The organism is Alteromonas sp. ABH4_453, from assembly GCF_056160665.1.
The window spans coordinates 472,298-498,446 of sequence record NZ_JBSWXP010000003.1 but is presented as its reverse complement, the minus strand read 5'-3'; the positions used below and the strand labels follow the sequence as shown (position 1 = coordinate 498,446).

21 protein-coding genes and 1 other RNA gene are annotated in these 26,149 nt (G+C 43.6%); 13 read left to right on the top strand and 9 right to left on the bottom strand.

The window, feature by feature from the left end:
- Positions 1–5: 5 nt before the first annotated feature.
- The 4 genes from purB (at position 6) to ACXAGV_RS08465 (ending at position 4,241) form a co-directional block, all read left to right on the top strand.
- Positions 6–1,373 (top strand): adenylosuccinate lyase, encoded by a 1,368-nt coding sequence (purB, locus tag ACXAGV_RS08480; protein WP_474872866.1) that lies wholly within the window; start codon positions 6–8, stop codon positions 1,371–1,373.
- A gap of 106 nt (positions 1,374–1,479) precedes the next feature.
- Positions 1,480–2,277: an adenylate/guanylate cyclase domain-containing protein gene (locus ACXAGV_RS08475; RefSeq protein ID WP_474872865.1), complete on the top strand. Its 798-nt coding sequence runs from the start codon at positions 1,480–1,482 to the stop codon at positions 2,275–2,277.
- Between the two features lie 329 nt (positions 2,278–2,606).
- Entirely contained in the window at positions 2,607–3,773 is a 1,167-nt protein-coding gene (locus ACXAGV_RS08470; RefSeq protein WP_474872864.1) for a cupin domain-containing protein, read from the top strand.
- Positions 3,774–3,782: 9 nt separating this feature from the next.
- The gene (locus ACXAGV_RS08465; protein ID WP_474807069.1) at positions 3,783–4,241 is read left to right on the top strand and encodes a GNAT family N-acetyltransferase; all 459 of its coding nucleotides are present in this window, start codon (positions 3,783–3,785) and stop codon (positions 4,239–4,241) included.
- Positions 4,242–4,285: 44 nt separating this feature from the next.
- Here the strand turns inward: ACXAGV_RS08465 and ACXAGV_RS08460 are convergent, their stop codons facing one another.
- Positions 4,286–4,705 (bottom strand): DUF4826 family protein, encoded by a 420-nt coding sequence (locus tag ACXAGV_RS08460; RefSeq protein ID WP_474872863.1) that lies wholly within the window; start codon positions 4,703–4,705, stop codon positions 4,286–4,288.
- 414 nt (positions 4,706–5,119) lie between these two features.
- Between ACXAGV_RS08460 and ACXAGV_RS08455 the strand changes: the two genes are divergently transcribed.
- From ACXAGV_RS08455 to ACXAGV_RS08445, 3 genes are all read left to right on the top strand, one after another.
- On the top strand, positions 5,120–5,335 hold the full coding sequence (locus tag ACXAGV_RS08455; RefSeq protein ID WP_179983293.1) for a PGPGW domain-containing protein: 216 nt from the start codon (positions 5,120–5,122) through the stop codon (positions 5,333–5,335).
- A gap of 355 nt (positions 5,336–5,690) precedes the next feature.
- Positions 5,691–6,197: a (2Fe-2S)-binding protein gene (locus tag ACXAGV_RS08450; protein WP_474872862.1), complete on the top strand. Its 507-nt coding sequence runs from the start codon at positions 5,691–5,693 to the stop codon at positions 6,195–6,197.
- Positions 6,194–8,455: a molybdopterin cofactor-binding domain-containing protein gene (locus ACXAGV_RS08445; RefSeq protein ID WP_474872861.1), complete on the top strand. Its 2,262-nt coding sequence runs from the start codon at positions 6,194–6,196 to the stop codon at positions 8,453–8,455. The genes ACXAGV_RS08450 and ACXAGV_RS08445 overlap by 4 nt, the downstream gene beginning before the upstream one ends.
- A gap of 706 nt (positions 8,456–9,161) precedes the next feature.
- Here ACXAGV_RS08445 and ACXAGV_RS08440 read toward each other — a convergent pair.
- On the bottom strand, positions 9,162–9,311 hold the full coding sequence (locus ACXAGV_RS08440; RefSeq protein ID WP_156964778.1) for a hypothetical protein: 150 nt from the start codon (positions 9,309–9,311) through the stop codon (positions 9,162–9,164).
- Positions 9,312–9,615: 304 nt separating this feature from the next.
- Positions 9,616–11,988, bottom strand: a complete 2,373-nt coding sequence (gene ppsA, locus ACXAGV_RS08435) for a phosphoenolpyruvate synthase (RefSeq protein WP_474872860.1) — start codon at positions 11,986–11,988, stop codon at positions 9,616–9,618.
- Between the two features lie 271 nt (positions 11,989–12,259).
- Here ppsA and ppsR point away from each other — a divergent pair, with 271 nt between their 5' ends.
- Positions 12,260–13,072, top strand: coding sequence for a posphoenolpyruvate synthetase regulatory kinase/phosphorylase PpsR (gene ppsR, locus ACXAGV_RS08430; protein ID WP_049586695.1), 813 nt, complete (start codon positions 12,260–12,262; stop codon positions 13,070–13,072).
- 100 nt (positions 13,073–13,172) lie between these two features.
- Here ppsR and ACXAGV_RS08425 read toward each other — a convergent pair whose 3' ends face one another.
- The gene (locus ACXAGV_RS08425; RefSeq protein WP_474872859.1) at positions 13,173–14,084 is read right to left on the bottom strand and encodes a hypothetical protein; all 912 of its coding nucleotides are present in this window, start codon (positions 14,082–14,084) and stop codon (positions 13,173–13,175) included.
- Positions 14,085–14,363: 279 nt separating this feature from the next.
- Here ACXAGV_RS08425 and ACXAGV_RS08420 point away from each other — a divergent pair, with 279 nt between their 5' ends.
- Positions 14,364–14,828 carry a hypothetical protein gene (locus tag ACXAGV_RS08420; RefSeq protein WP_474831852.1) on the top strand — a complete coding sequence of 155 codons (465 nt, stop codon included), beginning with the start codon at positions 14,364–14,366 and terminating at the stop codon, positions 14,826–14,828.
- 80 nt (positions 14,829–14,908) lie between these two features.
- On the opposite strand, the gene ACXAGV_RS08415 is transcribed toward ACXAGV_RS08420, so the two are convergent.
- Positions 14,909–16,897, bottom strand: a complete 1,989-nt coding sequence (locus ACXAGV_RS08415) for a tetratricopeptide repeat-containing sulfotransferase family protein (protein ID WP_474872858.1) — start codon at positions 16,895–16,897, stop codon at positions 14,909–14,911.
- Between the two features lie 175 nt (positions 16,898–17,072).
- The gene (locus ACXAGV_RS08410) at positions 17,073–19,775 is read right to left on the bottom strand and encodes a TonB-dependent receptor (RefSeq protein ID WP_474872857.1); all 2,703 of its coding nucleotides are present in this window, start codon (positions 19,773–19,775) and stop codon (positions 17,073–17,075) included.
- Between the two features lie 320 nt (positions 19,776–20,095).
- Between ACXAGV_RS08410 and ACXAGV_RS08405 the strand changes: the two genes are divergently transcribed.
- Together ACXAGV_RS08405 and ACXAGV_RS08400 are read left to right on the top strand one after the other, a co-directional pair.
- The gene (locus ACXAGV_RS08405) at positions 20,096–22,066 is read left to right on the top strand and encodes a BCCT family transporter (RefSeq protein ID WP_474872856.1); all 1,971 of its coding nucleotides are present in this window, start codon (positions 20,096–20,098) and stop codon (positions 22,064–22,066) included.
- A 30-nt stretch (positions 22,067–22,096) separates the two neighbouring features.
- On the top strand, positions 22,097–22,573 hold the full coding sequence (locus ACXAGV_RS08400; RefSeq protein ID WP_014998206.1) for a MarR family winged helix-turn-helix transcriptional regulator: 477 nt from the start codon (positions 22,097–22,099) through the stop codon (positions 22,571–22,573).
- Between the two features lie 84 nt (positions 22,574–22,657).
- On the opposite strand, the gene ACXAGV_RS08395 is transcribed toward ACXAGV_RS08400, so the two are convergent.
- Both ACXAGV_RS08395 and ACXAGV_RS08390 read right to left on the bottom strand, forming a co-directional pair.
- Positions 22,658–23,005: an RnfH family protein gene (locus ACXAGV_RS08395; RefSeq protein WP_474872855.1), complete on the bottom strand. Its 348-nt coding sequence runs from the start codon at positions 23,003–23,005 to the stop codon at positions 22,658–22,660.
- Entirely contained in the window at positions 23,002–23,433 is a 432-nt protein-coding gene (locus tag ACXAGV_RS08390; RefSeq protein ID WP_014949308.1) for a type II toxin-antitoxin system RatA family toxin, read from the bottom strand. The genes ACXAGV_RS08395 and ACXAGV_RS08390 overlap by 4 nt, the downstream gene beginning before the upstream one ends.
- A 145-nt stretch (positions 23,434–23,578) precedes the next feature.
- On the opposite strand from ACXAGV_RS08390, the gene smpB reads away from it, so the two are divergent.
- Positions 23,579–24,058, top strand: a complete 480-nt coding sequence (gene smpB, locus ACXAGV_RS08385; RefSeq protein WP_014949307.1) for an SsrA-binding protein SmpB — start codon at positions 23,579–23,581, stop codon at positions 24,056–24,058.
- A gap of 97 nt (positions 24,059–24,155) precedes the next feature.
- On the opposite strand, the gene ACXAGV_RS08380 is transcribed toward smpB, so the two are convergent.
- Positions 24,156–25,379, bottom strand: a complete 1,224-nt coding sequence (locus ACXAGV_RS08380; RefSeq protein ID WP_474872854.1) for an NADH:flavin oxidoreductase/NADH oxidase family protein — start codon at positions 25,377–25,379, stop codon at positions 24,156–24,158.
- Between the two features lie 394 nt (positions 25,380–25,773).
- Here ACXAGV_RS08380 and ssrA point away from each other — a divergent pair.
- Positions 25,774–26,133: a transfer-messenger RNA gene (gene ssrA / locus ACXAGV_RS08375) on the top strand.
- Positions 26,134–26,149 lie beyond the last annotated feature (16 nt).

Genomic DNA, 26,149 nt, shown 5'->3' with positions numbered 1-26,149 from the left:
TCAAGGTGGAACTGAGTCAGTTAACTGCAATTTCCCCTGTCGATGGTCGATATGCTGGCAAAAGCGTAGAATTACGCAGTATTTTCAGTGAGTACGGCTTATTAAAATACCGTGTAGAAGTAGAGGTACGTTGGTTACAAATGCTGTCTACTAACCCACAAATTGAAGAAGTTCCTGCCTTTACTGACACATCAAATGAACTACTAGATAAAATAGTAGCTGAATTTAGTGTTGAAGATGCCATGCGTATCAAAGAAATCGAGCGTACAACAAACCACGATGTGAAAGCGGTTGAATACTTTCTTAAAGAGAAGGTTGCCGACAATAGTGAGCTTTCAGCAGTAAATGAGTTTATCCATTTTGCATGTACGTCTGAAGACATCAACAACCTTTCACATGGCTTAATGCTTCGCGAAGCCCGCGAGACCGTAATTCTTCCTTACTGTGACAAATTAATCGAAGCGCTAGTAGAGCTTGCTAAGCGCTACCAGAACGTGCCTATGATGGCACGTACTCACGGTCAGCCTGCTTCACCTACCACCATGGGTAAAGAAATGGCAAACGTGGCTATTCGCCTAAAGCGTCAGCGTAGCCAAATTGCAGGTGTTGAGTTACTTGGTAAGATTAATGGTGCTGTGGGCAACTACAACGCGCACTTGTCAGCGTATAAAGATGTAGATTGGCACGACGTTTCAGAAAAGTTTGTTACCTCACTAGGGCTAACCTGGAACCCGTTCACCACACAAATAGAGCCGCACGACTATATTGCAGAAATGTTTGATGCCATTGCGCGCTTTAACACCATTCTTATCGATTTCGATCGTGACGTTTGGGGTTATATTGCACTCGGTCACTTTAAGCAAAAAACGGTAGCTGGCGAAATTGGCTCTTCTACTATGCCACACAAAGTTAACCCTATTGATTTTGAAAACTCGGAAGGTAACTTAGGTCTGGCGAACGCTATTTTTGACCATTTAGCAGCTAAGCTTCCTATCTCTCGCTGGCAACGTGACCTTACCGACTCAACCGTACTACGTAACCTTGGCGTAGGTGTAGGTTATGGGGTTATTGCGTATCAGGCTACTTTGAAAGGTATCAGCAAGTTAGAAGTTAATGAGCAAAGCTTACTTAACGAGCTAAACAACAATTGGGAACTGCTTGCAGAGCCTATTCAGACGGTAATGCGTCGTTACGGTATTGAAAAGCCATACGAGAAGCTAAAGGAGCTGACCCGTGGTAAGAAAGTAAACGCTGAGGTCATTGCTGAGTTTATTGATAACCTAGAAATGCCAGAAGCGGCCAAAGCAGAGCTTAAGGCATTAACGCCTGCTACATACATTGGTGATGCAATCAGGCTTGTAGATCAGTTATAAGCCCCTACGCTTTCCACTACACTAAAAAACGCGGTCAAAAGTACCGCGTTTTTTTATACCTACTTTTTATTTTCCCGTTAAACGGCTATTAATTAGGAGCATGTAGATGGACTTGCGCAATAATGATAATAGAGGACGTCTCACACCTTGTGAGCAAGGCAATCGGACTTCAAAGCCCCCTTACCCGAACCCCTTACAAAATGCTAAACAAGTACAAAGCGGTGACAATAAGGCTGTAAGCGTAAAACACGAAGTGCAATGCGCCGTTGTCATTTTCTGTGACCTGTCGAATTATCAAGGTTTAGCAAAGCAATACGGTGACACAATGTGCACGGGTATTGTAGAAACGCTATTTAGCCAGTTTGATGAAACAGCTTACGACTTAGCGCTCGTCCCCCTAAAAACCAACGGCGATCAATATATTACCGTGGGGTTTTGCAGTGAACCTTTTCAGGTACTTCAAGATGTAGCACAATGTGCGATGGACTTTGCCATCACGGCTCGCAATCTTGTTAGTAGCCACACTTTATTGATGTCTTCGTCTTGCCAGCTACGTTCAGGTATTGCCGCCGGTGCTCTACTGGCAGGTTATTCTTCTCGCATATCGTCAGGCTTTGATATTTGGGGAGCAACCGTGAACAAAGCAGCAATGTTAGAGCAGTTCACCGCGCCTAACACTATTGCGATATGTGAAAAAACTTATCACGCGCTAAACACAGGTAGTGTAACAAGTGACCTCCCAGCGTCCGAAGGTTCAGTTAAACATTATAAATCTAATAACTGTGGGTCTAATAACGGCAATCAAAGCTCAATTCGGATTTTAACAAATCGAGTGGGCCCACTAGCACTTTACAACACAAAGATTGAAGTGAAAACGGCAGTATTAAATGCCTACATTTGCTAGATGGCCACAACGGCAAAACACCAATCGAGTAACAAGTATTTGCCTTTGCTTTTTATATTTTTCATGTTTTCAATCTATCTCTTCGCTCATCATTAACCCCTTCCAATTTTCTCCCTAATCTTTTCAGTTACTAAGGTAGCATTCCCCTTTTCAATAATTGATAATGCCGCCTTTACGCTACCACCTCGCTTTAGTTCTATGTTTACGCTTTCGTCTATGTATTGCGCTAACTTGTGCTTTACTTATTATGAAGACCCCGCTTTGTGTAATTACTTTCACTAAGCTTTGCGAGGGAACACCACTGAAATGGCTTACAAAAAAGAGATGCTATGAGCACCAACGACAATACGTATTTTATTAATGCACAAACAGGTGCAGGTTTTAATGCCGAGACTTTCTTAAAGCATTACTGGCAGCAAAAGCCGGTGGTAATTAAGAATTTTTTTCCAAACTTTGCAGATCCTATAGATGAAAACGACCTAGCAGGACTCGCACAAGAGTCTGATGTCGATGCGCGGATAATAAGCAATCACCAAGGAAACTGGCACGTTGAGCAAGGGCCAATTTCCGACTTCGAAGAGGCATGCAAGGGCAAATGGACACTACTTGTTCAGGGCGTAGATAAGTATGTACCGGACGTTGCGCCAATCCTTGCTCCTTTTTCTTTTGTTCCAAACTGGCGACTAGACGACCTGATGGTAAGCTTCGCTACCAATGGAGCAGGAGTTGGGGCTCACATCGACCAGTACGATGTTTTCCTTGCTCAAGGTAAAGGAAAAAGGCGCTGGCGTGTAGGTAAACCTGCCGACTACAAAGAAGTGTGTCCACACCCGAAACTAAGACAAATTGAAGATTTTGAACCCGTTATTGACGTTATTTGTGAAGCTGGCGATGTAGTATATGTGCCGCCGGGTTGGCCTCATGATGGCGCTACGATTGAAGACAGCTTGACCTACTCGGTGGGCTATCGCGCACCAGACAACCTGCAATTGGCAGAAAGCTTGGCAATGATGCTGGATAAAGGTGCCGGAAATTACCGCTTTTCCGATACTGGCAGAGCAATACAATCAAACAGCGCGTTAGTTAATGCTAGCGATGTTGCAGCACTAAAACAACAACTGATAGACGCTATTAATAGTGAAGATTTCACTCTTTCCCTACTAGAAGCCATGAGCGAACAAGGGGTTCCGGAATTCCCTCTGGAAGATGAAGCCACCTTAGAGCAAATTTCAAATGAATTTGCGGCAGGCATTAGCTTTGCTCCAGCGCCTGGCATTCGCGCGTTAATTTGCGATGGCAAACGTGGCTTACCCCGTGCACTTTATGTAAACGGAAGCCAATTCCCTTTTGCCAAAAGTGACCAAGAATGGTTTGAAGTGCTAGCATCAGGTGCCGTTTTGAACGCAACATGTTGCCAAGATGCGCCTTCTTTTGCATTTTTAGAAACCTTAACTACACTTATTAATAATGGATATTGGGAATGGGCCGAGGATTAACAGGAAAATATGGCGTTTACTATACAAAACGTCGATTGGGAAAAGGATAAACATCGACTTAAAGCACTTAGGGAACACGTATTTGTTTTAGAGTGGCAAGTACCGGAGGCTAGCGAGTTCGACGAACACGATAGCTCGGCGTGCCATGTGCTGATAGTCAACGACCAAAACGAACCCATTGCCACAGGGCGCTTAACGAAAAAAGGTGAACTTGGCCGTATTGCCGTTAAGCGCTGTCACAGAACACTTCCTGTTTACCGCGCTTTGTTTGGCGCTTTAGTTGCAGCCGCTAAACAAAATAACCTCCCCATAATTAAAGTTATATGCAATTTGGAAAGCGTGTCGTATCACCAATCTATTGGGTTTAAACCTGACGGAAACGTGTTTATGGACGCGGGCGTTCCTAGACAAAGGCTTCAATGTCCGGCAGAACGATTTCCTCTGCCAGACGTTACCCAGCTTCACTAGTTCATTTCTACCTAGCAAAATACAACCTGATTAGATTTTGTTGTTTATTGCATCCAAAATTCTTGGTTACTCTGCATAGCGAATAGACCTTCAGCTCGATTTATTAAAAGCTCCCCAAACGCTTTTTGGCTTTCATCTGCACCTTCAGCATTAATTAAGTTTTCTGCCTTGAGCTGCCAATGCATAGCAAAATGACGTAAAACTTCTTTTGCATCTTTCGCGTTGTCTATAGAAGTATAATCAGTAGGTAAATCGCCACTTATTACCCAGTAAAGTTTTCCGTCCATTGCTCTAATCTTCCACACGGCTAGATACGGCATTAAATAACGGCTCTCTTCAGTAATAACGGTGTCAAACAATACACCATTTTCTGCTAGAAACTTGTTAGCTTTCTGAAACTGCTCTCTTACCCAATCTGCGCGCTCTTCTTCACTGATAGGTTGTCTTTCTTGTTGTTCAGCCATGATTTATCTCTTTTTTTATATTTGTTTTTATTGCGCAAAACTTTGTTGCGTGAATTCCCAAGCAATACACGCGCTATAGTTTGAGGTTTTAAACCGTTCTTTTTTCAAAGAACCCTAAGGTATAGCGCTAATTACTACTTTGTCTGTACCCCTTTGTACTGTATTTCTAGCACGCTTTCCACCGCATTCGGCTTGATCATTAGACTTGGGCTTTTAAACGATTATTTATTCAACAATGCGAGGGTTACTTTGTGTATGCCCTTTAATAAAAGCCCTTCAATATTATTTTCTAATATTGAAATAGGCGTCCACCCATACTAAACGGGCACAAACATTTACATTTTTATTATTGGCAAACCGTTAGAGTTGAGCGAGACTCAAAGACATTAAATGTTTTAAAGCGACTTCAGGCAAATGCGTATACTAAGACTTACTCTGGGAGCAATTTTATTTGTTGGCGGAATTGTTTTAACACTACTTCCTGGCTCTATCCTTTTTGTCGTAGCAGGTTTAGTACTGTTGAGTTACGACTGGCCTAGAGCACGTGGCTGGCTTAAGTATAGTCAGCGAACAATGACAATGAGCGCACGCAAAATAGACCGTTTTCTTCTTATGCGAAAGCTTCGATAGCGTTTACCGAAGTATTTCTACCCCATTCGCATACTCGCTTCGCTCATTCATCTCTACATACCTCTTGCTTCAAAAGAGTGTCTGGCGCGATTCCTTCGTTATTTTGTCGCAGACACCTAGCATTTAATCTTATGTAAATGCGTAACGCTGCAATGCGTGTTAACGTAATTTAAAATAACAATTGCGAAGCCTTTAAAAATAATAATAGTGGCATATATCTCTGCATGTTCAGCATCTTAGATAGTTCGTATCATCAGGCAATGTAACCGTATAAGTATGAATTCTGTATTGTGTTCAGATAACACAGTACTGCTTGGGTAGTTCATGTTTATCGCTTACCAATGGAGACAAGACCATGATCACGTTTACCGTTAATGGTAACAAACACGAATTTTCTGGTGATCCATCAACACCAGTGCTGTGGTACCTTCGTGACGAATTAAACCTTACAGGACCTAAGTTTGGCTGCGGTATGGCGCAATGTGGCGCTTGTACTGTTCACATTGACGGTATGGCACAACGCTCTTGCGTGCTGCCTGTTTCTGCCGTTCAAGGCAAAAAAATCACGACTATTGAAGGGTTAAGTGAAAACGGCGACCACCCCGTTCAAAAAGCATGGGTAGAACATAAGGTACCACAATGTGGTTTCTGTCAATGTGGACAAATCATGCAAGCTGCCAGTCTGTTATCGACCAACCCAACACCAAGCGACGAAGAGATTGTTCAGAACATGTCTGGCAATATCTGCCGATGCGGCACCTACCCTCGCATTCATAAAGCCATTAAGTCAGCATCGAAATCAATGACCGGCAATGCAGGCGTTAGCTATTTTGACCCAACCCAAGCGGGGGAAGAAGCATGAGTGAAAATACCTATTTTGACATGAATCGCCGCAGCTTTCTGAAATCCTCAGCAGCCGCAGGCGCGTTAGTCCTTGGCACCTACTTTATGGGCGGTGCGCCACGTGCTATGGCTGGGGTTTTGGCAAAACCAGCAGAAAACGCAAAGCGCGCAAACCTTTTTATTGCACTTCGCCCCGACGGCATGGTTGAAGTAACGTGTCACCGAAGCGAAATGGGCCAACAGATCCGTACCGCTATTGCACAAATCGTAGCGGACGAGATGGAAGCAGCTTGGGAAAAGGTCATCGTTATTCAGGGCAAAGGCGACCCTAAATACGGCGATCAGAACACCGATGGCTCGCGCAGTATACGCTTCAATATGCAGCGCCTTCGTGAAATGGGGGCGAGTGTGCGCTACATGATGCAACACGCAGCTGCCAAGCGTTGGGATGTTGAGCCTAGCACCTGTATTGCCGAACAGCATGTGGTAACACACTCTTCTGGTAAAACCATTGCCTATAAAGACTTAATTGAAGACGCACTGTCTATTACGCCGCCAGAAGCAGGTAAACTTACCCTTAAAGATAGAAAAGAGTGGCGTTACATCAATACGGGTATGGCCCATATCGACCTTCAAGATATCGTTACCGGTAAAGCAACCTTTGCAGCAGATGTTCGTGAGCCTAATGCGCTCGTTGCCATTATCGAACGCCCCCCTGTAGTGGGCGGAAAGGTAAAAGGCTTTAATGCAGATAAAGCAAAAGCGGTTAATGGCGTTGTTGATGTAATTGAAATTCCAGCGCCAAAAGGTGCGCCTCAGTTCCAGCCTAAAGGTGGTATTGCAATTATTGCTAACAACACATGGGCTGCGTGGCAAGGCCGTAAGGCGCTAGAAGTGACTTGGGACGATGGTTCCAACGGCGACTATAACTCAGCGAACTTTAAAGAGCAGCTACTTAACACCGTAAATACACCTCAAGCGCTTGTTAGAGAAAAAGGTGATGCGGTGAGCGCTTTAGAAAAGGCCAGCGACAAGCTAATTGCCGACTACTACGTGCCACATTTAGCACAAGCCCCCATGGAGCCGCCATGCGCGACAGCCATGTACTATAAAGATCGCGTTGACGTATGGGCTGCAACACAAAATCCACAGGCCGACATGGAAACTGTGGGCGCTATGGTTGGTATGGACAAAGAAAAGATCAACGTTCACGTTACCATGTTAGGTGGCGCATTTGGGCGTAAGTCTAAGCCGGATTTTTCTGCTGAAGCAGCATACCTTTCAATGAAAACGGGCAAAGCAATCCGCGTTCAATGGACACGCGAAGACGACATTCAGCACGGTTTCTATCATGCAGTGTCGGCCCAGCATGTCGAAGCGGCGTTAGATGAAAACGGGAAGATTGACGCATACCTTCACAGAACCGCGTTTTCTCCTATTGCTTCAACCTTCCAAGAAGGTGCAAACGCACCGTTTAGCTTTGAGCTAGATTTGGGCTTTACTGACAACCCTATTCTAACGCCCAATATGAAGCTAGAGCGCGGTGAAGCACCAGCAAAAGCACGTATTGGATGGATGCGTTCTGTATCAAATATCTTCCACGCGTTTGCCGTTCAGTCGTTTATCAATGAAGCGGCGCACAAGGCAGGTAAAGACGCTAAAGATTACCTGTTAGAGGTTATCGGTCCTGACAGAGTTCTTGATGTTACCGAGCAAAAAGCCGAATACAACAACTATTGGGGTGATAAATCTGTTTATCCACTGGATACAGGCCGCCTGCGCAATGTTATTGAGAAAGTGGCAGACATGGCTGGTTGGGGTCGAGAGATGCCAAAAGGCCACGGCCTCGGTATAGCAGCGCACCGCAGCTTCCTAACATATGTAGCCACGGTGGTCGAAGTTGAGGTGTCTGACGCTGGCGATCTTAACGTGATTAAATCATGGGTAGCCATTGATGCAGGTACAGTGGTTAATACAGACACGGTTAAGAACCAAACTCAAGGTGGCTCGGTTTACGGTATTACTACAGCCATTAGTGACGGTATTACCTTTGATAAAGGTCGTGTACAGCAAAGTAACTTCCACAACTACCGTGTACCGCGTATGAGCGATTCACCGCTAGAGGTAGAAGTAGAAATAATTGAAAGCGATGCGCCGCCAGCCGGTGTGGGTGAGCCAGCTACACCGGTTTATGCTCCGGCGCTTTGTAATGCCATTTTCGCTGCTTGCGGTAAGCGTATTCGACAGTTACCTATCGGTAACCAGCTAAAAGCATAAGCACTTAAATAACCCGCACCGCCACGAGTTTAATCTTAAAGCCGTGCTTAAAGCATTTAAAAAGGGTAAACAAATAATTTGTTTACCCTTTTTTATCGATGTACTTTTATACCCCTTTCCGTTTGCTGCCTATACACGTTTTGCTAGGAAGCTTACCCACGCCTTCTAAGTGGGAAATTATCTATTCAAAATAGTACAAGATTCACTTTGGACGCTAGACATAGACTCGTTGTTTCGTTTATCTAGGATCAAATTTTAGTGAAAAAGCTCAGGATTTTTTAAAACACTTCAAGGGTGAGAGTAAAGACAGTAAAGGTTGTAGATACTTAAGCAAAAGCAAGCGAGAGAGATAACGATGCACGCAACGAAAAGATGGATGAAAATACCATAGCTTGCGTAAGCAAATACTGCACAAATCAAACTAATGGTGAATTCTACGAGTGCTGCTTCACAAAGGGTTCTTATATTAGTGATTACTGGTTGAGCAAAAAACTTGAACCGATAAGCCACTTTTCTTCCCTTCCCTGCATCTAAAATATTGCTAACGTTATTCAACCACACTAGCACATAAATTGAACATGAAGGAAAAAAGCTTTACCCGGTAAGACCAACCAAAAATGAAAGTCGAAATGTATACTTTCAAAATTTCATTTCAACAAAACAAAAAAACTCGGACTATTAAAGCCCGAGTTTAGCGACTAGGAAATTACTCGTAGTTACGTTCCATCCACATCAGCTGCATTTTAAGTTCATTAATTTCTTTTTGTGCTTGCGCCAACTGCTCTACCACAGAGCCTGATTGCATAACATTTTCTTCGGAAGTGTTTACTGAAACTGCGCTGTCATTATGTGCCATGAGAATTCAACCAAGTTGTATATTAATGAAAGATTCAAAGTGAAAGTAACCCTGTAATATTACATTCTTAATTACACAAAGTCATGTTTTAAGCACACAAAAATGCATACTTTTGCTAAATAACCATAGTTTTTTTGAGGAATGTAATACGCTACTTCAATAACCTAAATCTTCGCGTAATTTCAGTAACAAGCAATAAAAAAGAGACCCGAAAGTCTCTTTTAAAAGTCGTTACAGCTGGTTCTAAATTAAGACTAACTATGAGCCAAACGTTTATCTAATTAAGAACCATCACGTTGCGCCATTAACCGTGCTTTTCTGCAAGGTATAGCCAAGTTTCTACAACTGTATCTGGGTTCAGTGATACAGAATCGATCCCCTCTTCCACCAACCAGGCGGCAAAATCTTCGTGGTCTGATGGGCCTTGACCACAAATACCTACGTATTTTCCACGCTTCTTCGCTGCCTGAATTGCCATTGAAAGCAATGCTTTCACAGCTTCGTCGCGCTCGTCAAACAAGTGCGCAATAAGGCCGCTATCACGGTCTAGACCTAAGGTTAACTGCGTTAAGTCGTTAGACCCAATAGAGAAACCGTCGAAAATGTCTAGGAACTTATCTGCAAGCAGTGCGTTTGATGGCAGTTCACACATCATGATAACGCGAAGCCCATTTTCACCTTTCTTAAGTCCCTGCTCTTCAAGAAGTTCGATAACTTTACGACCTTCTTCTAGCGTGCGCACAAACGGGATCATGATCTCGACATTGGTTAAGCCCATTTTGTTGCGAACCCGTTTAATTGCTTCACATTCAAGAGCAAAACAATCGCGGAAGTCTTCAGAGATGTAGCGGCTTGCACCACGGAAGCCCAACATTGGGTTTTCTTCGTCTGGCTCGTATTGATAGCCGCCAACCAAGTTGAAGTATTCGTTCGATTTGAAATCTGACATACGAACGATTACTTTTTCTGGCGAGAACGCTGCACCAATAGTTGATATACCTTCTACCAATTTCTCGATGTAGTATTCCGTTGGCGATTCGTAGCCTGCAATCATGTCGCTAATTTCTTCTTTCAGCTCTTCTGGCTGACTGTCGAAATTAAGCAGTGCTTTAGGGTGCACACCAATCATGCGGTTGATAATAAACTCAAGGCGAGCAAGACCAACACCCGCATTTGGCAAGCGAGCAAAGTCAAATGCGCGGTCTGGGTTACCTACGTTCATCATCACTTTTAGCGGTAGGTCAGGCATTGCATCAATACGTGATGTCACTACGTCAAACTCAAGTTCGTCACCGTAAATGAAGCCTGTGTCACCTTCAGCACAAGACACAGTGATTTTATCGCCGTTTTTGATGCTGTCAGTGGCGTTACCACAACCAACCACCGCTGGAATGCCTAACTCACGTGCGATGATAGCCGCGTGACACGTTCGGCCACCACGGTTGGTAACAATAGCAGAAGCCTTCTTCATGATAGGCTCCCAGTCAGGGTCTGTCATATCAGTTACCAGAACATCACCCGCTTGGATTTTGTCCATCTCTTCAATTGAATCAAGTACTTTCGCTACACCAGCACCAATTTTGTGACCAATTGCGCGGCCTTCAACAACGATGTTGCTTTGACCTTTTAATTGGAAGCGCTCAATGCTTTGTGAGTCTTCACGGCTACGTACCGTTTCTGGGCGAGCCTGTACAATGTAAAGCTTGCCGTCTGCGCCGTCTTTGGCCCATTCAATGTCCATAGGACGCTTGTAGTGCTGTTCAATAATTTGTGCCTGCTTAGCAAGCTCCATTACTTCATCGTCTGTTAGTGAAAAGGTTTTGCTGTCAGCTGCATCAATGTCAACGATAGACACTTGCTTACCGTGAGCTTCATCGTCTGAATACACCATCTTAGTAAGCTTGCTGCCAAGGTTACGACGAACGATAGCAGGCAAGCCTTTATCTAGCGTTGGTTTGTGAACGTAGAATTCATCAGGGTTAACGGCACCCTGTACCACCATTTCACCTAAACCAAATGAACTGGTGATAAATACAACGTCTTCAAAACCAGATTCTGTATCGATAGTAAACATAACGCCTGATGAAGCAATGTCACTACGCACCATACGCTGAATACCAGCGGATAACGCCACACCTTTATGGTCGTAGCCTTGGTGAACACGATAAGAAATAGCGCGGTCGTTAAATAGCGATGCGAACACGTGCTTAATAGCTACAAGCACGGCTTCATAGCCTTTAACGTTCAGGAAAGTCTCTTGTTGTCCTGCGAATGACGCGTCAGGCATATCTTCTGCGGTAGCCGAAGAACGCACAGCAAATGACGCTTCTTCACCTGCATCGCCCTGTAGCGTAACAAACGCAGTTTTAATTTCTTCTTCTAATTTGCCCTGGAATGGCGTGTCGATGATCCACTGGCGAATGTTCTTACCTGCTTCGGTAAGGGCATTTACGTCATCCACGTCTAATGAATCTAAAACTTCGTGGATACGCGCTTCTAGACCGCTTTGCTCTAGAAACTCATTAAATGCTTCGGCGGTGGTAGCAAAACCACCTGGCACCTGCACACCGGCGTTCGCCAGGTTTGAAATCATCTCGCCTAATGATGCATTTTTGCCGCCTACGCGACCCACATCATGCATGCCCAGTTCTTGATACCAAAGTACGTATTCTTGCACAGCCCAAGCCTCCAGCTTTTTTATGTGTAGGGTATGAGGTTAATTTCAGGTATGTGCTTTTTATCACCTGAAACTCATCAAATTGTTGCCGATATGTGGTGAGAACCACTGTTAACGCTGTCCATTACGTTTGACAGCAAACCTTTGAAATTTGCCGTCATTCACAAGAACCGTGTAGCTTTTCGACGAAATCATCTTAGAATGGGGAAATTCAGAAAGTAAACCCTTTATTACTTTTGTAATAAAATTACACCAATGTTAAGGATATGTTGTGCGCACAGCTTTTTATATTTCAGATGGTACAGCCATCACTGCAGAGGTCTTTGGCCACGCCCTGCTTTCATTGTTTCCCGTTTCTTTCAATCACAACACTATTCCTTTCGTTGAAACTGAGGAACAAGCTCACAAAGTTTTACAGCAAATTTCTGAAAGTTTTCAAGACACCGGAGAGAGGCCGCTCGTTTTTTATACAATTGTGAATGTAGATATTCGCAAAATAATCTCTAAATCCGTGGGCATTAACTATAACTTTCTCGATCAATTCGTCGCACCATTAGAAAAAGTACTTGGGGTTCCCTCTAAACCAGAAAAACATCGTACACACAGTATCCACGAAACTACTTACGATATAAGAATTGAAGCCGTGAACTACGCGTTGGCCAATGATGATGGTTCTAACCTAAAAGACTACGACGAAGCCGATATCATACTTACCGGTGTGTCGCGTTCAGGCAAAACGCCAACAAGCCTCTATTTAGCCCTTCAATACGGAATAAAAGCAGCAAACTACCCCTTTACAGAGGAAGATATGGGCGACATGCTAAAGCTCCCTCCTGCTTTGCGTAGATTTAAACATAAGCTTTTTGGGCTAACGATCGCAGCAGATAGACTCCATCAAATACGTTCAGAGCGCCGTGCAAACAGCAAATATGCATCGCTGCCACAGTGTCGAATGGAGCTTCGTGAAGTAGAGAACTTGTATAGGAAAGAAAAGATACCTTTTTTAAATAGTACTAAATATTCTATTGAAGAAATCTCGGCTAAGATTTTAGCCGAGACTGGGCTCAAGCGTAGAAAATACTAAAGTTCAGAGTGAAGGTAACGATGTAGGTATCGATGCAGGTAACTAGAAACATGTTTTTCCATGTTTACGTTGTCTGCATCCAGTCGATAAAGATTAACGATTAACGTGGTGCGTTTTCTTTAACCAATTTTCTATAGCGCGAAAGCTGTAAAGATGGAAGCCCATCAACAGATATTTGCTTGAGCCAACGCCTCGCTTTTTCAGTGTCGTTGCCCAGCGTAGCGTTTTCCGCTATGCGCAACTTAATACTGTTAATTTGAGCGATATCCTGCGCTTGCTCCGCACATGCTAAACCATTCAGGAAAGCATCCTCTGCCTCCTGATAATTCCTATTGTTGCGAAGTGCTACAGCATAATTATTGTAGGCGATAGCTTGCTGTTGATAATCGTGTAGTTTCAACGCCCAATTCAACGATTTAATTCGATATTCAATATGCTTTGCATTATCGCCTTCTTTCAATGCTACGTGCCCCAGTTCAGCAAATATTTCTTGGTAGAAAACAGGGGCATCGTAGTTTTCCCCCTCAAGTTGATTGGCAAAGTCCTGTGCTTCTTTCGTTTTACCTAGTACGGCTAGAAGATTTAGAACCCTTATACCCACTTGTGGAGACGGCATCTTTTCATATTGTGCTCTCAAGCCCGTCAAAGATTTAGTTAACGCTATTCTTGCTTCCTGCTCTCTGCCACTAGCCCGTAGCCACTTACCGAAAAACAGAGAAACTAATGGCTTGTACTCTGGTATACCGTTCAAATTTGTAGCTTCAAGCCAAGGTCTTAGAAGGGCATAAAGCTCATCATAACGTTGAAAGTTAAATAAGATATCAAACCTTCTTACTTGAAGGTCCCACCATGGCGGTGTGTTCTTATCAATTAGAGATTGCTGTGCTCTGATTTTCGATAAACATTCGTCGACACTTTCCTGGCAAAGAGGCTGAATATCTTTTATCGCGGAGTTTGCGGGAAATATAAAAAACGCCAGGAATAATAGAATGGTGGCTAATGGAAATTTCATTATTACTACGGTAATACATTTATTTTTCGCGAATTATAGGTTAAAAGCAGTTCTTATAATAGTTAGTGAATGCGCCTAATTTCTAAGTTAGGCAGCTCAAACTGAAGACGTCTACTATAATTATTTAATCAATACTTCTTCCCTATCGAATGCTTCGTGACCTTTCGCTGATAGCAATTATCTATCACGGGTAAACAGTTACATCTCATTGATTTAACGTTATTGTTAGGACACTAGCGATACAATATAACATAACCAGTCATTTAAGGAGTTAACGTCATGTTTACAGAAGAGATGGTTCATACAGCATTACAGACGTGGTGCGACAATGTGGTAGCGGTAGGTAAAGTACACGCCGAAGGTGGCGATGTAAAAGCATTCGCTTCACAAGTGCTGTCAGAAAACTATGACTATGACAATGGAAAAGTACTGTTTAAACCTACACTTACGTTTGGTTCGCAGACATTTCGCCCGACTAAAGAAGGCGCTTTGTCTTATTTCGTAGGCGGTAATAGCGACTATCCGAACGATAATGGCTTTAAACTAAAGCCATGGGTGAAAGTTTGGTATAGCAAAGAAGACTTTATCTTGAACGGTGAGCTTGCCATTGTTCAGTGTAACGTACACTTTATCGGCGAAGACGACAGCCATATTTTTGTAAACAAGAGCTTTGTTTTCAAACAATGTGAAGACGGAAAAATACGCATTATTCTTCACCAATCTTCGCTACCCTATCAGCCTTAAAAGGCTGTTGATACGCTTTAACTAATTCATAAAAAGTCATGGCTTCGAGACAGCCATGACTTTTTGTTTTTGACTATCACTTAATTATTTGTCTTCGACGTATCTCTACCTAGCGCTTGTTTAAGCTCACCTAAATAGTTTTCGAAGGGTCTCCACTGCCCCATACCTGTTTTATAAATAGGTTGACGAACTTGCTCAGAACTTGGCGTTTTAATAACCCTTTTAGTTTGGTGAAACGCCAAGCATGACTCTTCAAAGCCTAACCCACAAAAATCTAGAATGCGTTTAACCTGCCCTTCTAAATCGTCCAGCACATCTTCGTGTTGCACCGTGAGAATGCCGCCTGGCAGCACGCGATGCCAATGGTCCATAAGCTGCTCATACGCATTGTAGTAACGGCCAATGTCATCAAGTGAATAGCTAAATTCCTGTCCTTCGCCAAAGAGTTGTTTAAAGCCGCTAAAGCAGCAGTCCATAGGGTTTCTGCGTGCATCAATAATTTTGGCGTTAGGCAGTATTCTTTTAATTAAGCCTATGTGAATGAAGTTATTGGGCATTTTATCAATGAAGAATGCCGCGCCCTGTCTGTACGCTTTCGTCTGCTGAATATATTGCTCACCTAGTTTTGACAGTGTTTCTTCATCTAATGCTGATACATTTAATGGGTAAGGCGTAGTCTGATGACTAAGTGACGACGCTATCCCTAATATGTCATGCAGTTCCATCGTACCGTCCACTTGAGAGTGCGACGCTAATATTTGCTCAAGTAGTGTTGAACCAGCGCGTGGAAGGCCAACAATAAAAATAGGATCGCACGCTTGGCAGCCTTGCGCTTTGTTAAAGCTCTCCCTCGTAAAAGCCTGCTGCTGAGCCTGTAATGCCTTCTCAGTTTTAGCAATATCAAACTGTAGCGTACGCTTTTTAAGACTATTGCCTCGTGCGTAGTACTCAAACGCGCGGGAGGCATTCGCTTTGTCTTCAAATCCCTTTCCTAATGCAAAGCAAATATGAATTTCATCATCCAATTTTGTCGCATCAGCATCTACCAGCGCGACCATTTGCCTAAGCAGGTCATCACTAAACCGATAGGTTTTTGTGTTCGCTAAGCTCCAGTATGCATCGCCAAAGTCCTTTTCAAATACAATGGCTTTCTCATACGCCTGTATTGCTTCGTCAATATAACCTTTAGCTTTTAGGGCATGCCCAAGTGCTACCCAAACTGCAGGCCTATCCTCGCTATCTTTTAATAACTCTTTATAAAGGTCAATGGCTTGCTCTAACTCACCAACACCAACCAGCGCGTGCGCCAAGCCTACTTTTACAGTGAAGTTGTCTGGTGATTGCCTTAGTCGCTTGTTCGCAACAGCCGCGGCATCAGGAAATTTACCCAGTTTAGACAATAAGTTCTGGTAGGCAGCGGCTGCTCTGTCATTTTCTGGGTATAGCGTTACACAGCTTTCTAATAGAAATTCAGCGTCGCTATATACTTTCAATTGAATCCCAATTTCGGCAAGTAACATCATTGCTTCAGGGTGGTGCTCATGACTAGCTAGAAATTGTCGACATACTTGTTCAGCTTTGTGCAATTGCCCTTCGTGCATTAGATCTGTCGCACCTAATAACGGCTTGGGCAAAGATGTTAGAAATGCAATTTGCTGCTGACAAAGCGCTAGTGCTTGTGTTTGATCATCTGCTTTATACACTTTTTCAAGCTGAAGCCATGCCGTTAATAACGCAGGGTTAAATCGTGTAGCCTGATAAAAACTATGCGCTGCCTTTTTGCGATCAGAAGCCAAGTAACAATAGCCCTGTTCTTGGTAAGCCCGGGCGTAATTTGGGAAGTATGCAATGAGTTCATCTGACGTTTCGATGGCGCTGCTTACATCAGCCAATAGACGGTATGCTACCGCTTTTAAATATAGCACCTCTTTAAGGGTGTTTTGGCTTACCCCCAACGGGTCTTTAGCCCGTCGAAGTATGTCGTTGCATCCAGAAATGACGGCCTGATGCTGTGATTGCATAAGCCCTTGCTTTAACTGCTGTATTTCTTTTTGTTCTTCTTGTGTCATTAAAAACGCCTGTTTTTAAATTAGCGTAAAAACAAAAAACGGCGAACTCATAGAGCTAGCCGTTTCAAAATTGGGGACAAACACACCTTCATTTACTTAAAACTTATGAAGGCGTGTTGCCCCGGCACCGTGTGTGCTAATCGTAAATCGCCAATTTAGCCTTACTAACTTAACCTTAATAGTAATCGTATGAGAAACGAAGGCCAATAGTACGCGGCCTATTTGTTACTACCTTAGGCGTGAATTGCTGCGTATCAATGTTTAAAATTGCACGCTCATCAAACACGTTATCAATGTAAAGTTCGGCTTTCCATACGTCGTTTGTTACACCAACAGCAAGGTTCGTCAGAATATACGACTCCTGTACGTAGCGGCCACCACGGAATGTTTCACCATTTGAATCGGTATATGTGACCCCTTCAAACACGTCAGCTTCTTGTTCAATCTTAAGACCTGAACCTGTGCCGTAAATAAGCGACGTTGCATCTTCCATTACATAGGCATCCATCACCATACCTGCCAAGCGATCGCCGGTATAACTTACAGAGCCGTTTACATACCCACGCTTATCACCCTCAAGCTCGAAGAAATAACGTGCATTAATGTTTCCAGAGAATTTCGCTGAGTATGGAAGCTCTGAGCCAACACCAGCCGCTATACCTTCAAGTTCTGAGTTTACGCGAGTTAATTCGGTATCTAATACGCTGAAAGCAGCATTAATGATAAGGTCATCAGTAGCAAGCCACGTCATGTCAGCATCAATACCTTTGATCTCTGCATCGCCTACATTGTCGGTGAATACCAAGAACGAGATGTTAGTGGGGTCGAAGCGCGACGTTTGCAGTTCTTCAATTTCAGAATAATAGGCCGTAGCATTTACTCGGAATTGACCATCAAAGAAGTCACCTTTAAGACCCAATTCGTAGTTATCTAGCGTATCCGTTGTTGAGTATACTGGAATACGGAAGTTTTCAAATTTACCAGACTGATTCGTTGCAAGGCCACCACCAACACGGTTAGTAACCGGAGGTCGGAAGCCTTCTGAGTAGTTAGCGAATAGTAATACATCTTCGTTAACCTTCCAGTCTAGCGAGAACTTAAAAATAGTGTCGTCAACGGTTAGCACGCCGTTGTCGTCTAACAGGTCTACCTCTAACTGCCCGCTTTGAATAGCCGCTGCTACTGCATCAGGGTCTAGTCCAACGGCCGCAAGCTCGTCTGGGTCTTGTGTACCGAATGCACGAATACGTCGCGTTACGTCAACGGTTGACGTTGAGCCCACGTAGATATCATCGATTTCATACCAACGTGCACCAATACTTGCTGTAATCGTGTCGGTAATATCATACTCCAACTGACCAAATACAGCGATTTGTTCAATGGTATGTGTGATATCGTTGATAAAGCTCACTTCAGAAGGGAAAGGGCCACCATCACTATTAATGCCTTCATTTCCTACTAGGGTGCGTTGAAGGTTATCAAACCCAAATGTCGTCATTTCTGTGTTGGCAATCTTGAACTGCCCAACAGTTGCAACTTCTTGTTCGTCATAGAACAATCCAGCAGTGACGCGCCATGGCGTATCCATGGTGGTATTGAAACGAATCTCGTGAGTATTACGGGTAGAAGATGTGTCTTCTTTGTAATATTTGGTGGGGTCTAAGCAGCGCTCGTCTGCGGTGTTATCAGGCGTATCGTAGTGGTTACACACGTAATATGCAGAGAATAATCCACCGTTTGTATAGCCTGTATAGTCCGCTAGTGTATCAATTTCGCGGTCTAAATAACCACCGGTATATACCACGTTTAGTTTTTCTAAACGCCCTTCAAGCGTCCACGTAGTTAAACCGAATTCGTCTTTGTTCTCTTCTTGCTGGAAACGCAGCGCAGAGCTTTCACCTTCAAGCGTAGGGTCGTAGGCAAATACACCTTCTGTGTCTAATGTCTGTTGGGTGTGCTGTACTAGTAAGTCCCAGTCGTCATTAAAATGATAAGACAATCCAAAACGTGCACCTGTGTACATCGCATCATTGAAGTCTTCTTCGACAAGAGCATCGTTTTGTGGAGAAACAACTGCCGCTTCGGTATTAGAATTGATATTCGGATTAGTAATTCTGTTTGCGTCCATGCCTACCGGATCTGCTAATGGACCACCTGAGATGCGGTCAATAACCACAGCACTGCCGATGTAGCCCCCCTCGCCCGGCACATTCATGACATTGTCTATCCAACCGCCTTGTTTGTCGTTATACGCGGCTACACGAACAGCAAGGTCGTCGGTAAGCGGCATATTGAAATACGCTTGTACCGAGTTGCTCATTTCACCGCCTTTAGTGAAACCGATGTTGGTATCGAAACCTGCAGCGAAACTCGTGTGCTCGGGTTTATTGGTGATTAAACGAATAGTGCCCGCCTGTGAACTAGCGCCAAACAATGTGCCCTGCGGCCCAGGAAGTACCTCTACACGTTGAACGTCTGTAGCGTAAACATCTAAATTACGCCCAGCCATTGATACAGGCATTTCATCAAGATAGAAGGCAACGGATGGCTGCAGCGCCTGTACCGAAGACAACATGATATTAGATTGGGTTGTTGCAGCACCGCGAATGTAGATTTCATTCTGTCCCGGACCTGTGCCCTGAAATACCACGTTAGGTAAGAATTCAACATAATCTTGGAAATTGTCTATCCCAAGATTTTCCAGTGCTTTTCCGTTAAGTGCAGTCACCGCAACAGGAACGTCTTGTATAGATTCGCTTCGTTTGGTGGCGGTTACTTCTATTGTTTCAAGTTTAGCAGGCGCTTCTGATTCTTGCGCAGCCAGAGAGGAGGATGCCAGTGCAGCGATGATGGCACAGCTAAGCTGAGTTTTTCGCATTTGTGTGTGTTTCCTTCAATTGTTTTTTATTCTTCGGACTGTGTTTACTTCTAACACATATCAAAAAGACCATGTATTACGATACACCATCCCTCATTTATTTCTACTCTAACGATTAAATATTAAGCTAAAATTAAAAAACTTAGCACAAAGTCTATTTTCCTGAGGTATTTTCATGAAAATTTTATTCAACTCTGTTACCAAACCCAACAATAGATGGAAATCGAATTATTTCATCTGATATTTATTAAAAGTGCTCCATGCTGTATATTTCGCCGTAATAACCTAAGTTCAAATAAAAGGTGAAAGGAAATTACTGCGTGATTGAAAACGAAAAGAAGTCTCCACTCAATAAGCCGGTGTTTGTTACATCCTCAGCATTGATTCTATGCTTACTTATCTTCGCCGCAGGCGCGCCTGAAGCCGCGGATGCTATCTTCCAAAAACTACAGAGCGCAATTGTTACTAACGGCAGCTGGTTTTACGTTTTTACTGTCGCCGTAATCGTAATATTTGTCGTCTTCTTAGGCATGTCGCGCTATGGAGAAATTAAATTAGGACCAGATCACGCAAGCCCCGAATTTAGTTTTGGGACATGGCTAAGTATGCTATTTGCAGCAGGAATGGGAATTGGTCTCATGTTCTTTGGCGTTGCCGAGCCCTTAATGCACTTTTTAGCGCCCCCTACGGCGCAGGCTGAAAGCATTGACGCCGTTCGCGAAGCAATGAAAACCACATTTTTCCATTGGGGTGTCCATGCTTGGGCAATTTATGCTGTAGTGGCGCTAATTTTGGGCTATTTTGCGTACCGTCAAAACTTACCGCTTACGCTACGCTCTGCGTTGTATCCGTTAATTGGTGACCGAATTTACGGTTGGCCTGGGCACATCGTTGATATATTCGCGGTAACATCAACAGTTTTTGGTGTATCAACGTCGCTTGGCTTCGGCGCTTCGCAAGTAAATGCTGGTTTTAATTATTTGTTCGGCCTACCGTCAAATACTGGCGTTCAAATTGCCATTATGGCAGGTGTTGTTGGTCTAGCCGTCATTTCCGTCACCACTGGCTTGGAAAAAGGCATCCGCCGCCTTTCAGAAACCAATATGGTTTTAGCCCTGCTACTACTGTTAATCGTTCTTGTTTTAGGCCCAACGGTATTTTTGCTACAAGCTTTCATGCAAAACACGGGCGCTTACCTGTCTGATTTGGTGCGAAACACATTTAATTTATTCGCCTATGAGAAAACAGACTGGATTGGCGGTTGGACTATCTTTTACTGGGGTTGGTGGTTAGCATGGGCACCGTTTGTTGGCCTGTTTATCGCGCGTATCTCTTACGGTAGAACCATTCGTGAATTTGTAATGGGCGTACTGCTTATTCCATCAGCATTTACACTATTTTGGATGACAGTATTCGGCAACGCTGCTATTGATCAGGTGTTAGTACAAGGTAAAGACGTACTTGCACAAATGGTAAATGAAGATACTTCAGTGGCACTGTTTGTATTTTTAGAGCAGTTCCCTTTTGCTTCAGTACTAAGTCTTATAGCAGTATTGATGGTCATTGTATTCTTTGTAACCTCATGTGATTCTGGTGCCATGGTTGTCGATATGCTGTGTTCACACGGTGAAAACAATACACCGTTGTGGCAACGAGTATACTGGGCCGTTGGCGTTGGTGTGGTGAGTTCTGTGCTGCTTTACGCTGGTGGGCTTGGCGCGCTGCAAACTATGACGATTGCCGCCGCACTGCCATTTGCTATTGTGCTGCTTATCGCTATATCGGGACTATTGAAAGCCCTTCGTATCGAGGCGTACAAACGTGAAAGTTTACAAGTACTAACGGGTACACCGCAGCATAATGACTCTGACAAAAACTGGAAAGAGCGCCTTGAAAATATTGTGACCTTTCCAGATGAAACTGCCGTTCGTCGTTACATCAACAAAGTGGTGAAGCCTGCGCTAACAGAAGTAAGCGAAGAGTTTAAAGCGCAACAGTTTGAAATAAAGATTGAAGATACGGACGAAGCGCTCATTTTGACTGTTGATATGGGTAATGACCCTGAATTTATATATGCTGTGCATCCTGTATCGACAGAACAGCCTGAATTTGGTCCAAGTGACACACAAGCACTGGACGAAAACAAAAAGGCCACGTACTATCGCGCCGAAGTGCACCTTAGTGAAGGTGGTCAGAACTATGATATTATGGGCTGGTCGAAGATTTCGGTCATTAATGACGTCATCGATCACTATCATAAGCACCAACATTTTATTCATTTGCTTAAGTAACCGATAGGTTACGCATTTGTTGGAAGTAACATGCGAAAAGAAGAAGAACTATTAGTGGCACTGCGGCGCGTAATACGCGCTGTAGACCTACGCAGCAAGCAGCTAAGTAAACACGTAGGTTTAACAGGCCCACAGTTACTGGTAATGCAAAATATTGAAGAGCGCCCGGGTATAATGGTGCGCGAAATTGCAGAGAATATTAACTTAAGCCCTGCAACCATCACCAATATTTTAGACAGACTCGAATCACGAGACTTAGCTACACGTATAAGAAGTACCCAAGATAAGCGAAAAGTGGGCGTATTCTTAACCGAACGTGGTAAAGAGGCAGTTGTTGACGCACCTCGCCCGCTTCAAGAACACTTTGTGGAGCGCTTTTCACAGCTTAAAGAATGGGAGCAAAGCCAAATGGTAGCTACCGTTCAGCGTATAGCTAGCATGATGGACGCTGAAGATATTGATGCCTCACCTTTCTTGGAACTAGGCAGCATTTCAGATAAAAGCTAATAGACTTTATTTTTCTTAAAAAAATGGCCTTCACTTGAAGGCCATTTTTGTATCTGTAACAAAGGTAAATTGCACTGTACGAAACTACGACTTCGCTTTAAGTGGGTTTACTTTTCCACCGGTAATTTTGTCTGCTCTACCTTCTTCTTTAGCTTTTTCAGCACGACGTTTTCGAATTTCTTTAGGGTCAGCAATAAGCGGACGATAAATTTCAATACGATCGCCATCGTTAAGTGTATCGCGTAGCTTAACAACGCGGCTCCAAATACCCACTTTTGTTGCTTTCAAGTCGATTTCGGGAAACTGCTCAAGCACATTAGAGGCTTTAATCGCCTCTTCTACCGTCGCATTTTCATGAATAGCAATATCAATGATTGTTTGCTTAGTGGGCAATGCATAGGCTACCTCAATATTGATGAGCTTATTACTCATGCGTACACGCTCCGCGCTCGGTCTGTGAACGCTGCAACCATACTGCTCGCTAAGCTGTTGAACACTTTACCAAAAGCCATTTCAGCTAACTTATTGCTAAATTCAAACTCTAGGTTTAATTCAATTTTACAGGCTTCTTCTGATAATGCTGAAAATGTCCAGCCACCGGTAAGCGACCGGAATGGGCCATCGACCAGCTGCATTTGAATACTTTTACCTGGCTCTAACACATTATGCGTTGTGAACCATTGCTTGATGCCTGCTTTTGCAACTAACAATGACGCTTTCATGCTTTGCGCTGATGTGTCGAGGATTTTGCTATCGGTACAGCCTGGCAAAAACTCAGGATAGGAAGCTACATCGTTGACTAAGTTAAACATGGCTTCTGCGCTATGAGCTACAAGCGCGCTTCTATGAATACTTGGCATTGATTCCACTACAATTAAAACTCTTGTTGGCATTGTATCACAGAAAATTTGGTTCGCTCGTATTCGGTTTTGAACCAAATGCCCCAATATAAGATAACAATGACAACTAAAGACATTCCTTTGAACAATCAGTATAATAGCCAGCATGAAAAAGAATAAAGCCAACAAAAACACCACAGGAAATATCGCGCAGAACAAAAAAGCGCGTCACGACTATTTCCTAGAAGACAAGTTCGAAGCCGGACTTGAGCTTCAAGGGTGGGAAATTAAAAGTATTCGTGCCGGTAAAGTCAACATTACCGATGCTTATATTATTATCCAAAATGCCGAAGCGTATTTAGTAGGATGTAGAATTAGTCCGCTAAACCAAGCCTCTACACACGTTATCGCAGCCCCTGAGCGTGCGCGTAAACTCTTGCTTAACAAACGTGAAATAGATCGCTTAATGGGTGCACGAGACCGCCAAGGATATTCAATCGTAGCCACATCTATGTACTGGAAAAAGTGCTGGGTGAAACTAGAAATTCATCTAGCTAAAGGTAAGCACGCTCACGACAAGCGTGACACTATCAAAGACAAAGACTGGCAACGCCAAAAAGAAAGAATGATGAAACACAGCGTTTAACGCTGTGTTTTTGTATTAGCCATTGTAAATAACGACCATGTAGGCTGTTTTATATATCAAGCAGCCTACTGTACCATTGTGCTTATGCGGGTGAACGTTAACCCACGTCTCGTTTCGTCATTTTCTTGCGGTGCAGCATATCAAGAATAAGACTCCACAGCGGTGAAGGGTTTCTTAACGTGGTTAGGTTATTCCCAAGGCGTCTAAGTTGTCTTCGCACCATCGCCATATTAGCAAGACTTGCCAGCGATTTATCTTTCCAAGTGCAGTGTGGAATAATCCCCGAATAAACCCACTCTTGCTGCCATTTTTTAGCTAAATTTGGCGTAATAGCAAGCGCACTGGCTAATCCTACGAGGGCACACCCTTGCTCAATAACCTTTTCTGCTACCTCGGCCCTTTTTATACCACCTGTTGTCATCAGCGGAATATCAGTTTTACTCACCAATGCCTGGGCAAATTCCAAGAAGTAAGCTTCCCGGGCAAGCGTGGTGTCGTCGCGTGTTTGCCCCTGCATAGCAGGTGCTTCATAACTGCCTCCAGACAACTCTACAACATCAACACCCAAAGCTTCTAAGCGGTTCACAACCTCACAGGCATCATCAAAAGAAAAACCATTTTTTTGAAAGTCTGCAGAGTTAAGCTTTACCATAACAATGAAATCTTTAGCGCAGACAGCTCTAACCTGACTAACTATATTTATTAGCAAGCGTGCGCGATTAATAATAGAACCGCCCCACTCGTCTTGGCGCTGATTAGTTAGTGGAGATAAAAATTGTGTAAGCAAGTAGCCGTGAGCGGCGTGGATCTCGACGCCGTCAAAGCCTGCATTCTCAGCTTGTTTAGCCGTTTCAACAAAGCGTTTGCAAACATCATGAATGTCTTGGCAGGTCATTTCTCGGGGCTGAGCAAATAGCTTAGAATGTTTACCCATATCAAGCGGGACAGCGGAAGGCGCTATAGCTTTGCCCTGCATGGCTTTGAAGACCTGCCGTCCTGGGTGGTTAATCTGCATTATGGCTAATGCCCCATTCGACTTAATAATCTTTGCCCACTTTTGAAACGGGGCAATGTCGGTATCTTTTTCCAGAGCAACACCACCGGGCCCTGTCATGGCGCCTTTGTCGACCATAACGTTACCCGTTATTACCATGCCTAAATTACCATGGGCCCAATATCGATAGAGTGAGTACAAAGACTCACCGGGAATATTTCCCATACTCGACATATTTTCTTCCATCGCAGCTTTAACAATACGATTACGCGCTGTTACGCCACACGGCAAGGTATACGGAGAATACAATATGGAATCTGAAGACATTTACACTACAAGCCTTTTAATTATGCTGACGTACTTTAATGGTTATTGCCGCTAAATGCATCTTTACTTAGGTACTTAGTTCTTAAAAATTAACTAAAACATTATTAATCAGATAGCCCGCTTTATTAAAAGACAAAACTATATTTAAGCTTTATTACTTCTATGGTAACACTGGCCCTTGAAAACCTATGTTGCTAACCACATATCATTGATTAATCGATAATAGACTTGCAGTTATTAAGGCTACTTTATTTTTCAAGCTTGTATACTAAGCTTTTGAAAACATAAGTGTTATTTTTGGTTGTTTTATAGCCAACCCCTTAAAAATTAAAGCGTTTTCTAAAAGAAAGCATTTAATGACGTAATATTTGTGCTATTATTGAAAACCACACTCGGGGCTGATTAGGATTCGACAGGATCTAGGAAGCCGGAGGTGCATGCAGAGGAGCGGTTGGCCTCTTAAAAAAGCCGCATTTAAATAGTCGCAAACGACGAAACTTACGCACTAGCCGCTTAATAACCGGTATAGGCCCTTCCACCCTAGTCTCTTCCTGCTAGCGGGGATTCGGAAGGTCATCCAAGTAGGATAGCGAGGGAACCTTGTCTAAGGGTGAACCGCGAAACAGTATTAGGCCAGCTGCAAGGAAATCCTGTTTGTCGGAGTTCCAAGCAGTTAAATAAATGACAAACTAAGCATGTAGTACCAAAGGTAGACATTTTCTGGACGCGGGTTCAAATCCCGCCAGCTCCACCACTTTCAAAGGCTTGCC